A 15,337-nucleotide genomic window follows, 5' to 3' on the forward strand; every position below is an offset into this window, starting at 1 on the left:
AGAAACTATCATGAAAACAAAAAATATAAACCAACTCGTAATACTATGTTTCCTGCTGTTTGTGAGTTGTAGCCAAGATCCTTTGGATAAAAGACCCTTGGAGGCTATTAGCGAAGATGTAGTATGGAACGATGAAAATTTAGCCAAGGGCTTTTTGAACAATATCTATGACGATGCGCTGCCCGGTTGGCCTACTAACGCTTCACAACTAACTGATGATGCGAACGGACAAAATAGTGTGATGTACGGGGAAGCGCAACCTGGCTCGCAAAATATATACGGAAGCTTGTATCGAACAATCAAGGATATCAATTTGTTATTGGCCAATATAGATAGCGGAACAATAGATGTGGAAGCCCAGAATTTGATGGTGGGTCAAGCCTTGTTTTTTAGGGCCTATCTCTATTTTCGGTTGGTGTCGACCTACGGTGGTGTTCCTTTGGTACTGGAAGTGAAGGACAAATCCGATGTTGAGGTATTGCAGATACCAAGAAACAAAACTTCAGAATGTATCGCCCAGATTTTAAAAGATTTAGACGAGGCGGCAAGTCTACTACCTGAGGTTTACGAAAATGCCGGTTCTGATTACGGAAGAATTACCAGTGGAGCCGTATTGGCCTATAAGGGAAGGGTTCTTTTACACTATGCCAGTGAGCAATTTGATCCGGCCCAAGATAAGGGAAGATGGCAAGCAGCTTATGACGCCAATAAAGCGGCCAAGACCACTTTGGAAGCGAATGGGAAAGGATTGCATTCAAGTTTTGCCGATTTGTGGTTCGATGAAAGTGATGCCAACCCCGAAGCGATTATGATCAAGAGATATACCCTAGACCTATCACATAATAGGGATGCGGGTGTACGACCGTTTATTGTGGGTACCAATGGTGAATCGTTTGATAAAGCTACTTTAAATCTTGTTGAATCGTTCCCGATGAAAGATGGCCGGTCGATTGACGATGCGGCTTCTACATACGCCTATGATCCGACTACGTTTTGGTTGAATAGAGATCCAAGATTCGAAGCCACTATTGCATGGAATGGATCGGTGTGGCCATTAAATAATCCGGCGCCGAACCGAACAAGCGATTTGGAATGGACGTTTGATGAAAGTGCTATTGAGGCACAAGCGGATAGTAGAATAACCCCAACAAGTTTTAGTAACAGAAAAGCGGTTGACGGATCTATAGAAGGTGGTGCGGCAAGTTTATCGTCACCAACAGATTGGATCGAGATAAGATTTGCCGAAGTAGTATTGAACTTGGCCGAAGCGGCCAATGAAATCGGGCAGACTGCCGAGGCTTACGATTTGTTAGTGCTTATAAGGGCACGGGCAGGAATAGACGCTGGCGGAGATAATCTTTATGGACTTCAGCCAGGAATGGGGCCCGATCAAATGCGAGATGCGATTTTGTTGGAGAGAAGACTCGAATTTGTAGGAGAAGGAAAAAGGTCTTCTGACTTGAGGCGTCGCAGACTGTATAGCACAATCAACGGAACACACAGGGCCGGCTATCGAATTACGAGAACCGCTGCTTTCGATGCCTTAAATCCTTCCGCTGAAATATTGGACGATCGAATTGCTTTGGAACAGGGAATTCTTGATGGTTCGATCGATCTGAACGATCCCTTGGTTTATAACACATATTTTACAACAGAATTAAGAAGTGTTGAGCGTTTTGGGAATGTTACCGACGATGGAGATCCAATCAACTACTTAGATCATTATTACTTTTATGATATTCCACAAGACGATCTTAATAAAAATCCAGAGTTAGAGCAAACTTCTGGGTGGCCGGGCGGTAATTTTGATCCCTTGCAGTAAACGAACAACAATACTAAAGTCAGAGTTAGTAGTTTATAGTTAGTTTGAAAAGGGGCTGAAATTCTTCAGCCTCTTTTTACAATCCAATACATTTGTTGCGGGCAATAGCAAAAGAGAAAGTGAGTGGTGAATTTGAAAAACAATGAATTTGAAAATTAAAGAATAATTTAAAAAAATGATAGGCCGCAAACTTTATAGGCTTCTCACCTCATTTAAAGAAAGCCATAGTTCTTTAATAATAAACACTTCATTGAGAATAGAAACAAATAAGAATTTTAGTAGTACAATATTAAATTATGACTAAACTGTTCTGGATATTTTTAGCTGCAATATGTATAACTTCCTACGGCCATTCTCAGGATCAGGGATTTCTTGAAAATGATTTTTTCAGATTAAGCCTAGACAATCAGGGGAAATTAACGGAATTATTAGAGAAGGGAACAGGTAAAAACCTACTAATTGAAGGTTATAGTAAATCGCTATTAACCGTTCAAAGCGACGGTGTAAATTATCCAATTACAAGCTGGGAACGTACAGGGGAAACTTTGAAATTGAAATTCAATGGAGTAGGAGCCGAAATTAGTTTAAATACTAGTAGTGAAAGTGACTATTTGACCTTTGAAATTGTTAAAATAAAAAGCGCGAAATTTATTGAAAAAGTTATTTGGGGACCCTATAATGTCGTGCCTTCGGAAAAAATAGGTCAATCCATTGGCATAGCCTATGATGATAATACGGCCATCGGATTTATGGGATTAAATCTTAAGAGTCGTGGTGGATTTGAAATCGCAACGAGGGAAAGATTTGGAAATGCGGCCAAGAAAATTGATGGAGGTGCAAGTTTAACTGGTTTTGTTCGTGATCGATCTAGATTTCAAACTGTAGATAATTGGGAGCAAAAGTTAGGAGAAGCAGTGCCTGTCAATGATAATGACGCTGAAATAATAGGTGCCAAATTTGCTTTCTATTGTGTGCCTTCCAGCAAATTATTGGAAGTTATGGAGGAAATCATTATAGACGAAGACCTGCCTTATATTAAAACCAAAAATGTCTGGAATAAAGTTTCGAAATACTCTAGTTCATCCAAATTCATAATGTCTTACGATGTAAACAATATTGAATCTTGTATTGATATTGCGAAAAAAGCTGGTATTACATCTATTTATCATGGAGGCATTTTTAAAACTTGGGGAACTTTTCTATTGGATGAAAAAGACTTTCCCAATGGCTATAAGTCGGTTAGGGAGTGCTCCGATAAAGCTGAAAAGCAGGGAATAAATTTAGGAGCCCATACGTTGACAAACTTTATTACGACTAATGACCCCTTGGTTACTCCTATTCCTGATGCTGGTCTAGTTTTGGCGGGAGTCACTAAGCTGGAAAAAAGTATTTCTGTAAACGACAATGAATTGTTTTTGCAAGATGAGGCAGTACGTTCGGCATATTATGAGCCAAATATAGAAAAAGTTAACCCTAGGTGGCGCGAGCATACAGCGATTCGAATTGGTAATGAGATTATAGTCTATTCTTTTGCAACTGCTGAAGGCAAATTGATCTTAAAAGAGTGTGAGCGCGGTGCCTTTGGTACAAAGGCTGTGAAACACAAAAAAGGAGAAAAGGTAAGTCGTCTGATGTCTCATGGCTATAAAGTGTTTTTTCCCGATATTAACTTACAAGACCAAATGGCAAAAAACCTGGCTAAATTTTTTAATGAAGCCAATCTGAAGAGAATTAGTTTTGATGGTATTGAAGGTGGGCTCGCTTCTGGACATGGGCGCTACGGAAGTGATCGTTTTGTGAAAGTTTTCTTTGATCATTTAAAAGATCCAAATATTGTGGCTAATTCATCGGATGTTACCCATTTTGGCTGGCATTATTTTGCTAATGAAAGTTGGGGTGAACCCTGGACTTCCGATAACTTCAGGGAAGCACATTTAGACCATAGGCTGAGTGTGCAACAAGCCCTAAAAGAAGACTTGTTGCCTCGCAAAATGGGGCAATTTAGCATCAATGCAAAAACCACAAAAAAGGATATCGAATGGGTTATGGGCTTGTGTGCCGGATATGATGCGGGTGTAGATTTTTACATTAGCCCCAATATTGAAGAAATCAACAAAGAGGCTAATTCCATTCTATCTGAAATTAAAAAATGGGAAAATGCAAGAATGGAAGGTCTTTTTACAGAAGCACAAAAAGAAAAACTACGCGATCCTTATACTTTTTATGGTCTTGAGCTAAATGAGGAGGGTGCGAGTTTGGTTTTTATTGAATCCTGGGCTCCAGAAGGAGGGCGAGCCCAAGACGAAGATGATTTTAATAGTTTACCATCTTCAATATTAAAAAGCAGTGCGGAAGCTCCTGTATCGTTGGATTATAAGCATACGAATATGACCACGGAACCAGGACAGCCAACGGCGGCTATTTGGAAATATTTTTGTGCAGGATCTAAGCAAAATTTGCAATTTGTAATTCGCCTCCCTAAAGTGGCGAAACAAACTATTAAAGGTGTCAACTTGAAGGTCGGAGCGAAAAAAATTATTATGCCGTTTACATTGGCACCAGGTGATTTTATTATAAATAAGGGAAACGATAGGTATCAGCATTTTTCCGAAGATCTTCAAATCAAAAATGAAGTGACAATAGAAGATGGTCATTTTACAGTATCAGAAGGTCAAAACGCAATTGAATTTGATTACCAAGGGAAAGGAAGGGAGGCGGGCCCTGAAATGATTGTCAATTTTCGTACTATAAAATAGTTTTTACATTCAATTTTTATCCTCATGTTTCCCCCTAGAAAAGAGGCTGTTAAAGTAGAATTAAGAAAATACCTTACAGGTAATATGTTAAATAAGTAATGGCAAGAATAGTATCAAATAGCAATGTTTATAGCCTCTAAAATTCAGACATATGGAGGGGAAAGTGGTATTCCATTGGCTGCTATTCGTGTAGCCTACAGTTAAAATACGAATGATTTTGAATTGATCTGGCTGTTAATTTCAGGCGTTATATTGAATCTTTGCTAAGTTCGGCCAAAAACATTTATAATACACCTATTATGAAAAGAGGAAATGCCATAATTCTAACCGTTTGCACTCTTGCCATTACACTACAAGGTTATTCACAAAAGGTAGAATCTAATAATGTAGACGGACTATTTACCCTACTAGATCCATCTGCTTCCAATATATACTTCAATAACGAACTTCAGCAAACCACAAAGGATAATATTTTTGTTTATAAAGGATTTTATAAGGGTGGTGGAGTTTCGATCGGTGATATAAACAACGATGGGCTTCTAGATATTTATTTTACAGGAAATCAGGTAGGTGATAAACTGTACCTTAATAAGGGAAATCTAAAATTTGAAGATATTACTGATGCTGCCGGTATTTTGAACAAAGGCGGGTGGTCTACACATGTGAGTATTGTCGATATAAATAACGATGGATTTAAAGACATTTATGTTTGCAAGAGTCTTTATGACAATAGGGAAGATTTAAGACAGAATGAACTTTACATCAACAATGGCGATCTTACTTTTACCGAATCGGCTGCAGATTATAAGCTTAACGATGGCAATAGAACTACAGAAGCTAACTTTTTTGATTTTGATAAAGATGGGGATTTTGACGTTTTTCTGGTGAATCAGCCAAAAAACGCCTCTTTTCTGGCGCCTGCAAGCGATGAGCAAAAAATAAGTCCCGAAGAAAATTACCGATTGCTCGAAAATCGGAACAATCATTTCGTCGAATTTCCGAATAACGGTGGGGTAAGCAATTTTGGTTACGGATTAAGTTCGAGCATTGCAGATTTCAACAATGACGGTTGGCAAGATATTTACGTTGCCAATGATTATAAAGGTCCTGATTTTTTCTATGTCAATGATAGGGGAAACACTTTTACCAACAATATATACCAAAATGTAAAGCATACCTCTTATTTCAGTATGGGGTCTGACGTTGGTGATATCAACAATGACGGGTGGCTCGATTTTGTAGTTTTAGATATGGTCGCGGAAGACAATTATCGTCTAAAAAGCAATATGAGTTCTATGAATCCTGCCGAGTTTTGGGACAATGTAAGTCGTGGCGGACACTATCAGTACATGTTCAACACTTTACAACTGAATAATGGTACCGATGCCCGAGGTGAAATGCTTTTTAGTGAAATTGCCCAAATGGCAGGGGTTTCAAGTACCGATTGGAGTTGGTCGCCGTTACTGGCCGATTTTGACAATGACGGTTTGTTAGACCTATTTGTGACCAATGGCATACGCCATGAAATTGGAAATACCGATGCCCTGAAGAAGTTAGACGATTATGTAGGTGAAATAGACAGAAAATACAATGTCGTAGGCGACAAAAAATTCGACGCTTGGAAATATATAGATCTAGAGAAGTTGTTGTCTTTTTTTCCATCGGAAAAAATAGCAAACTATATGTACCATAATGTAAACGGACTCCAATTTAAAAATATGGCAGCCGTTTGGGGCGTTTCACAAAAAACGTTTTCAACAGGTGCGGCATATGGCGATTTGGATAATGATGGTGATTTAGATCTTGTCGTTAACAACATCGATGAGGTTGCTTATGTCTATAGAAACAATACATCAGAGAATAAAAACAACCATTATTTGAGGATAAAATTTGAAAAGAGCGGGAAGAATCAGAGCTTCTTTGGCACAAAAGTGACCCTATACCACAAAGATGGAATGCAAACGTCACAGCTGACCAATGCCAGAGGTATCAATTCCTCTAGCGAAGAAGTAGTGCATTTCGGTTTGAATTCAATCGCCACTATCGATAGTTTAAAGATAAATTGGTTTGACGGCCGAGCTTCATTGTTAAAAAATATTCGTGTGAACCGTACATTGAATTTAGATATCGACAAGATGGAAGAAAGTAAAGCGAATGATAATACTTACATGGATCATCATTTTGAGGATATTACCGCTTTGGCCAAAATCAACTTTGTGCATAAAGAGAATAAATTTGATGACTATGAGCGCGAGGTTCTGCTTCCCCATCGCATGTCGACGCTGGGTTCTGGTCTGGCTATTGGTGACATAGATGCAAACGGCCTGCAAGACTTTTACATTGGGGCTCCGAACCAAGGATTGGGGAAGCTTTTTAAGCAACAAAAGAACGGAACATTTGAAGAGCGCCCAGTAAAATTAATTCCTGATTTGAATAGGGAAGATATGGGTGCCGTATTTTTTGATGCCGACAATGATGGTGATCAAGATTTATATGTGGTTTCAGGAGGCAACGAATTCGAGCTTGGTTCTGATGCATATCAAGACAGACTCTATTTGAATTCCGGCGAAGGTGATTTTGAATTGTCGAGTAATGCACTTCCCAAAATCAATTCTAGCGGATCTCGGGTGAAAATGGCCGATTTTGATGGTGACGGCGACATAGATTTGTTTGTCGGTGGTCGTCAGGTACCAGGGCATTACCCTGAACCCGCTGATAGCTATTTATTAAAAAACCAATTCATAGAAACTGGCAACCTTTTTTTTGAGAAAAGTAACGAAACGGTTTTTACTAAATTAGGTATGGTTACTGACGCCGTTTGGACCGATTTTGATGGAGATCAAGATTTAGATTTGATGGTGGTGGGTATGTGGATGCCCATAACCATTCTCGAAAATGTAGCGGGTACCTTTTCTAATAGTACGGCGAAATTTGGTCTTCAAGAAACTTCGGGCTGGTGGTTCAGTATTTCGAACGATGATTTAGATGGTGATGGTGATGACGATTATATCGTGGGAAATTTGGGTCTAAACTATAAATACAAGGCCAAAGAGAATGAACCCTTCTCGGTACATTACGGTGATTTTGATGAAAATGGAAAAAATGATATTGTACTGAGTTATTATAACTATGGTACCCAATACCCACTTCGGGGTAGATCGTGTTCCTCCCAACAAATCCCTGAGATAAAAAAGAAATTCAAATCGTATAATGCGTTTGCATCATCAAGTCTATCGGAAGTATACGGTAATGTGAACCTAGGTAATGCCCTGCATTACGAAGCGACTACTTTTGCCAGTGTCAGCATTGAGAATTTGGGGAAAGGGAATTATGAGATGAGGTCACTGCCCCATTTAGCCCAGATATCAAATATTAACAGTTCGGTAATTTATGATGTTGATAATGATGGCGTAAAAGATCTAATAATTGCCGGCAATTTATATGGGTCGGAAATTGAGACAACAAGAAATGATGCGAGTCTCGGGCTGTTTTTGAAGGGGAAAGGCAATTTTGAATTTGAAGCGAAGCCCATGGGCACAACTGGTTTGAAGCTTTCTTATGATGTTAAGGAAATAAAACTCATAGAATATAATGGGGGTATGGCATTGATTGCCGCGGTGAATAATGGTCATGCCCGATTGATAGTTTTGAAAAAGTGACGGATTTTGATTTGTCAAAAACGTCCCAATGCTTAAGAGGTACTTTTTATGTGTTTGAATAGGTACTGTTCCTCCCTAAAGGTCTAATTTGATAATAAGGTCGGTTATAATTGTAAATGATTTTAGAAAGTGATTTTATTAAAAATTTACCAAAAGCTTTTATGAGTAAAAGAATATATTTCCATACTTTTTTCCTATTTATCGGTTTTATTGTTTCCACACAAAAATTAGTTGCCCAAGAGCATGAGATAAGCATAACGACCTTATTGGAAGAGATGATCGACCGCGAAGCCATTACCCGGTTTCCAGACAACGGATACCAATCAAAACAGGCAAGCAGCTACAATAGGGAGTCTGTTTCCCCTGATCGACCGGGTTGGTTCGCTGATAGTGATGGGGTTTCGGCTGTAAGGGTTGAAGAAAATAACGGGAAAAAAGAATGGGTACTTATGGAAGATGAAGGCCCGGGGGTTATCACGAAAATTTGGGCGGTCTGTTTCTATTACGGACTTGATAATACCACCGGAGCCAACATTAACATTTACCTCGATGGCAACCCCAAACCCGTAATCTCGACCAATTTTTTCAAGCTTGTAAAAGGGGAGGGGTTTGTCAAACCTCCGTTTGCCGATTATTCTACCAGAGCCGGCAACTTATATTTTCCGATACCTTATGCAAAAAGCTGTAAGATTACAATGGACCAAAAGGCGTTCTATAACATAATTAATTATAGAAAATACCCTAAAGGCACCAAGGTAAAGACGTTTTCCATGGAAGCTTTTGAAGAGGCTTCGGAGGTAAGGGGCTTGGTGGGAAAAGCATTGACCAATTTCGTTAAGCCCAAGGGGAACGAAATGACCGAACGTAAAATGGTCGCGTCAGGGAAATCTTTGGCTATTAAACTCCCTAAAGGGAACAATGCGGTTCACGAGCTGCGTATTAAGTTATCTGCAACGTCCAATATCTCTCAAGCACTACGATCTTTGGTGTTGAAGGCTAGTTTCGATGGTGAAGAAACCGTTTGGGCCCCGGTAGGTGATTTTTTTAATAATGTGGGTAAAACACAAAGCTATGATATGTGGGAGCGCTCGGTGGCTCCCGACGGTACAATGATATGTCGATGGGTCATGCCGTATAAGAAGGAAGCAAAGCTAAGTGTTACGAATTTTGGCAAGACCGATGTAGAAGTTCAAATGAATATAATTACGGATAAAATGGCATGGAAACCAAATTCAATGCACTTTTATGCAACTTGGCAGACGGATGAACCTACCCCCACTTTTCCTTTATACGATTTTAATTTTTTAAGTGCTGAAGGCAAAGGAGTGATTGTCGGTGATGAGTGGACGGTGCTTAACCCGATTGAAGGGTGGTGGGGAGAAGGCGATGAAAAAATATATATTGACGATGATCTAAAATCAAATTTTCCATCGCATTTTGGTACCGGAACGGAAGACTATTATGGATGGGCCGGAGGCGTTGTGCCTACTCCTGCTGACCAATTTTCAAAACCTTTTTTAGGAAATATTATTGTGGGAGAGAATTCAAAAGGGTATAACGTTTGCTCTAGAACCCGAGTTTTAGATGCCATACCATTTAGAAACCAGATCAAGTTCGATATCGAGTCCTCGTGCGGAAAACGAAGCAAATCCCATTTTTTACAATATGCCCAAACCACTTTTTGGTATGCCACCCCAGGGGTCAAGCATAATAAGCCCCCGTTACCGCAATTTGCCACGGCGAAATTGCCATCTGTCGATGATTTACAAGATAAAATAGAAAAAGCAAAAGGCTCCCAGTATATAGTTGAAAACGCCCTTGAGGCCGAAATTCTTTCTATTGAAGAAAAGAGTGAAAAAGTTAAAGAGAATTTTGCTGAAATTCCAATGTGGGGCGAAACGAGTTCTGGCGCGCTAAAAAATATTTGGTTTGAAGTACCTGGTGATTATATCGAATTAAAGATTAGTGAACAGTTTGAAACATCAAAGATAAGCCTTTGTACGGCCTTGGGGCCAAATAGTGGCATCTTTGATATTTATGTAAATGGTAAGAAGAAGGTGACCCAGGATTTTTATTCCAAGCATGAGGGTATCTCAAATCCCTATTTAAATCTAGGAAAAAATAAACCTGTAAACAACGCCTTTATAATTCGATTTGAATATAGGGGAGCCAACTTGGCATCAAGGGCAACAAAAGGCAAACATGCCCTCGGACTTGATTTCTTTCTAGTCGAGAACAATTTTCTAAATAACAAATGAAACCATCCAATAGCATATGAAATTCAAAAAATCAGTATATCTTATCATGGTGTCCATAGTCATATTTATGATGGCTAGTTGTGCTAACGAATCCGAGTTTCTCATAGAGAACGAATCATTGTCAAGAACCTTGAAAATCACCGATGGCAAGCTTCATACCGTTCATATATTTAATAAATTGAGCGGAACAAAAATAACTCCCGGAGATAAGCAGGAGTTTAAAATACGTATTTCCCAAGGTACACATCGAGAAGGGACTGACGTAGAATTGACTTCTGAAGATTTTACCTTTGTAAAGGTGCTTCACCACGAAAGTTCAGCGTTGGCTTTTCTTTTAGAGAACACAACACATGAACTGCAATTGGAAATATACTATAAACTTGAAAAAGACGATTTTTATATGCGGAAGCATATGAAAATAAAATCGGATAAAACGGTGACTTTAGAACGCATTGATGTTGAGGCAATAGTTGTTGAAGATATTTACCAACCGTATCAAGCGAAACAAATTACGGCGCAGGGCGTCGCCGAATGGAGACCAGGGCTGGGACAACCGTTATATGCCTCCCAATCTGCTACGTTTTGGGGTATGGAGTTCCCCGCGGCATACAATTTTGTTGACGCCAAACGCGGACATTGTGGATATTTATGGGGCAAGGAAATTAGGGCGGGTGAAGTGTATACCTCCTATAAATCAGTTGTCGGGGTTGGTGACGATTCTGAATTTATTCAAGATGCTTTTTTTGAGTACATCGATCAAATTCGCGTACGACCGTTGCGTTTACAGGTACAATACAACAGTTGGTTCGATTTTTACAGTGGGGTAGATAGAGAGAAATTTGTAAAAAGTGTATCAACAGTGCATCAAAATTTGGTCGACAAAAGGGGAGTGGCGCCCTTAAGCGCTTATGTTATTGATGATGGATGGCAAGATACCAACGCTGATTGGTCGGATAAGACTTGGAAGGTAAACCAAAAGTTCGATACAAATTTTAAATCATCAAAAGAACAAGTGGCTCTTGCAAATTCTAAGCTTGGACTGTGGATGAGTCCGGGTTGTTTGTTGGGAGCGGAACCCGCCGTTCCAAAATATAAGGAACAAGGATTCGAGGTGTTGGATAAATGGATGTCCCTGGCGGGACCTAAATATATGCAACTTTTAGAAGATCGAATTCTCGAACTTACCGAGAATGGGGTAGCCTACTTTAAGTTGGATGGCCTCTTCGGACACCTGAATACCCGCGAATTCGAACTTCACGGTGATAGGTATGGCATTCCGCATATGCCGCAATTGGGAACGGCAGATTTATCCCCTTCCGACCCTATTTTGAACGATCATAAATTTGATGAACTAAAGACATATTATTTAGTTGCAGGTACCGAACGGTTAATGGAGATTTTTAAAAAACAGCATGAGGTCGATCCCAATGTATACGTAGTAATTTCGAATGGGGCTTTTTTAAGTCCATGGTGGTTAATGTATATCGATGCCGTTTGGATGATCAATGCCGGAGATGCCGCAAATGGAAGTAATAGAACAGAGGAGTTGGTCTATAGAGATGGGGTTTACTACGATACTTGGCAAGAAGAAAACACCCAGTTTCCTATCAATTCGGTGTTCAATCACGAGCCTAAAAAAATCAAAACCGGGGAAACCCAGGAAGCTTTTAGTGAATACCTGTGGATGAACCTCTCTCGAGGAACGGGCTTCATAGAACTATATATCAAGACCCAACAACTTTCAGAGGCTGATTGGGATGTATTGGCCAACGGTTTAAAATGGGCACAAAAGTCTTTCCCATACTTCAAGAGAACACGTATGCACGGAGGAAACCCCAAAAAATCAGAAGTATATGGCTATTCTGGGTGGAATGAAGATGGTGGTTTTATTTCTTTTCATAACCCTTCCAACGAATCAAAAAAATACGGCGTTAAGCTTGATAGAAAGTTAGGAGTGCTATCTCAAAAAGAAACTTACAAAACAGCAACACCTTTGAGCAATGCCAGTGAATATGTAGGTAAAACCTATGCTTACGGCTCTGAATTGGAGGTAAGCCTTGAGCCGGGAGAAGTGAAAATTTTGGATTTCAAATAAAGGAGATTTCAATCAATTGATAACCAACTAGTGTAACACAATAAAAACGATTACATGAAAAATCAAATTTTAAAACTAACGGTGTTTTGTTTCTTGATAATATCCTTCGGATGCAATACCGAAACCGACAAAATCTATCCGGCAGGTAATTTGGATCTTGCCCTTGACGAGCAGGGCAGGGTTGCAATGTTGACTGACCATTCGACCGGCACAGATTATTTGTACAAGGGTACCGAGCCCAAATCGATTTTGGCTATAAGGGTCAATGGTACTTTAGAATATCCGTCAGAAATAGAACTAGGCGCAACTAGTGATATCCTCAACCTGAAGTATGCGAAAAATAACATAGACGCCGAGGTGAAAATAGTTAAAAAGGAAAGATACCTCACTTTAGAACTTATTGCAATCAGCAATGCCGATAATGTTGAATTGGTCTTATGGGGGCCTTTTGAGACCAATATAAAAGAAACCATAGGGGAAACAGTCGGTGTGGTTAGAAATAAAGATTTCTCAGTAGGAATTCAGGCTTTGAATAAGAGAACCCTTGGCGGATACCCTTCGACCGAAGACGATTCGACGCCATCGTATGATATTTTTGGCACAACGAGTTTGGTCGATGTTTCCGATTCCTTGAATATTCTCTACCGCGGCCACACGGCTATACCCAAAGAATATGGTAGCACTTTACAGGCCTATACTAGAAATAGAAATAAAGAGCGAATTGTTGCCTCTATGAACCATGAACATTATGTGGCTCCACCCTATGCTGATGAAGGAATTGTAGGTTCTAAAATTGCCTTGTTCGGTTGTGCACCGGAAGAGGTTCTAAATACAATTGAAGCCATAGAACTGGCCGAAGGCTTACCGCATCCAACTTTAGATGGCGTTTGGAGTAAACGCTCACCAATCGCTACTTCAGCTTATTTGATCCAAAACTTTGGTACGGAATCTATCGATGACGCCATAGCACTTACTAAAAAGGCCGGATTGAAATATTTATACCATTCCGGACCTTTTGAGAATTGGGGGCATTTTGATCTGCATAAAGATGCTTTTCCCAATAATTGGGAAAGTATGAAAGAATGTGTAGATAAGGCCGCAAAAGAAGGTATTAAACTAGGCGCCCACACCTTATCGAATTTTATCACGACAAATGACCCCTATGTGACACCGGTTCCCGATAAAAGATTGGCCAAGGTGGGAGCCAGTGTTTTAATGAATGATATTACCGCTGATGAAAAAAATATCGAGATAGAGAATCCGACTTATTTCAATCAAATGAAGAACAATAGTCTTCATGCCGTTGTCATAGGTAATGAAATTATCCGTTATGAAAGCGTTTCCGAAACTGCACCATGGATTTTACTGAACTGCCAACGAGGCGCCTTTGGAACTGCGGCCGGTGCCCATGACAAGAATGAAGAAATTTCCAAGTTGATAGATCACGCCTATAAAACTTTTCTTACCAATACAGCTATGGGTATAGAAATGTCGGGTCGAATAGGTGATTTATACAATGAGACGGGTTTAAAACAAATATCTTTTGACGGACTGGAAGGCAATTATTCAACAGGTATGGGTACCTATGGTGAATTGCTTTTTGTTGATGCATGGTACAACAAATTGAAACCAGAGATTAAGAACGACTACATAATGGATGCCAGTAGGCCTGGGCATTATTTCTGGCATATGTTTACCCGCATGAACTGGGGAGAGCCATGGTACGCTGGGTTTCGGGAAAGTCAAACGTCTTACCGGTTACTCAATCAAGATTATTTTAGAAGAAATTTTATTCCTTGTATGTTGGGGTGGTTTAGTATGCGAGACAACACAAGTCTTGAAGATATTGAATGGATGCTGGCCCGAAGTGCTGCTTTTGATGCGGGCTATGCCTTGGTGACTTCGGTGGATTTAGTGGAAAAAAATGGGTTTGGCGATGAGATACTTGAGAAGATAAAACAGTGGGAAAAAGCTAGAATGGCCGGAGCTTTTAGTGTCGATCAAAAGAAGCGAATGGAAAATATTTCGGATGAATTTTCATTGGAAAAGGTGTCTGACAACAGTTGGAATCTAATCCCTTATTTGGTACAAAGGTTTGAACATAATTTAAAGATTCGACAACCAGGAGAGCCGGTATGGTCATCTTTTTCCTTTAAAAACGCCAATGAGACGCAACCTTTACAATTCATTTTGACCACGAAAAGTACTTCGGTTTCGGCCATAACCCTAGAAATAGACAATTTTAAAAAGGTGCAATTGAATATTTCGATTGGTCAAGATGAATACTTAAAATATGATGGTGGAAAAGAAGCCGTATTATATGATAAATCATGGAATAAAATAAAGAGCATTCCTTTAAATCAAGAAGCCATTACCGTGAATAAAGGGGTACATGAAATCAAAGTAGATTGCGAATTTTCAGCCACAGAAGATGCTAGTTTGAAATTGGAACTAAAAACAGCCGGAAATATAGAGTTGGTGCAAATAAATAACTGAATCGCTTTTCAATACGAAATAGAAGCGCGTGTCGATAAGGTTGAAATAGGCTATCATTACGAACGAAATGAAGTAATCTGTGTATGAATTGGCGCTAACTGAAAGATTACTCCGTGCCTCGCAGCAATGCAAATCAACACTTTTTAGAAACGTCCTTCCTCGTTAATGGTATAGCTTAAAATTGTCACACACGTTGTGATTTCCAAAAAAACGCAATGATTACTGAACGCCATAAGGCCTTCCGAGACCTG

The 15,337-nt window shown here is 39.6% G+C and carries 6 protein-coding genes; all 6 read left to right on the forward strand.

What is annotated here, in order from left to right:
* Positions 1-10: 10 nt before the first annotated feature.
* The 6 genes from AACZ88_RS07245 to AACZ88_RS07270 all read left to right on the forward strand — a co-directional run bounded on the left by AACZ88_RS07245 (position 11) and on the right by AACZ88_RS07270 (position 15,086).
* A complete protein-coding gene (locus AACZ88_RS07245; protein ID WP_339708399.1) occupies positions 11-1,822 on the forward strand; it encodes a RagB/SusD family nutrient uptake outer membrane protein in 1,812 nt (603 codons plus the stop codon).
* Positions 1,823-2,118: 296 nt separating this feature from the next.
* Positions 2,119-4,578, forward strand: a complete 2,460-nt coding sequence (locus AACZ88_RS07250; protein WP_339708402.1) for a hypothetical protein — start codon at positions 2,119-2,121, stop codon at positions 4,576-4,578.
* 299 nt (positions 4,579-4,877) lie between these two features.
* Positions 4,878-8,237 carry a VCBS repeat-containing protein gene (locus tag AACZ88_RS07255; RefSeq protein ID WP_339708405.1) on the forward strand — a complete coding sequence of 1,120 codons (3,360 nt, stop codon included), beginning with the start codon at positions 4,878-4,880 and terminating at the stop codon, positions 8,235-8,237.
* Positions 8,238-8,398: 161 nt separating this feature from the next.
* Positions 8,399-10,495 carry a glycoside hydrolase family 172 protein gene (locus AACZ88_RS07260; RefSeq protein ID WP_339708408.1) on the forward strand — a complete coding sequence of 699 codons (2,097 nt, stop codon included), beginning with the start codon at positions 8,399-8,401 and terminating at the stop codon, positions 10,493-10,495.
* Between the two features lie 16 nt (positions 10,496-10,511).
* A complete protein-coding gene (locus AACZ88_RS07265; protein ID WP_339708410.1) occupies positions 10,512-12,590 on the forward strand; it encodes a hypothetical protein in 2,079 nt (692 codons plus the stop codon).
* Positions 12,591-12,644: 54 nt separating this feature from the next.
* Positions 12,645-15,086: a hypothetical protein gene (locus tag AACZ88_RS07270; RefSeq protein WP_339708413.1), complete on the forward strand. Its 2,442-nt coding sequence runs from the start codon at positions 12,645-12,647 to the stop codon at positions 15,084-15,086.
* Positions 15,087-15,337 lie beyond the last annotated feature (251 nt).

Origin of the sequence: uncultured Kriegella sp., assembly GCF_963975415.1 — a bacterium.
Lineage (GTDB): Bacteria > Bacteroidota > Bacteroidia > Flavobacteriales > Flavobacteriaceae > Kriegella.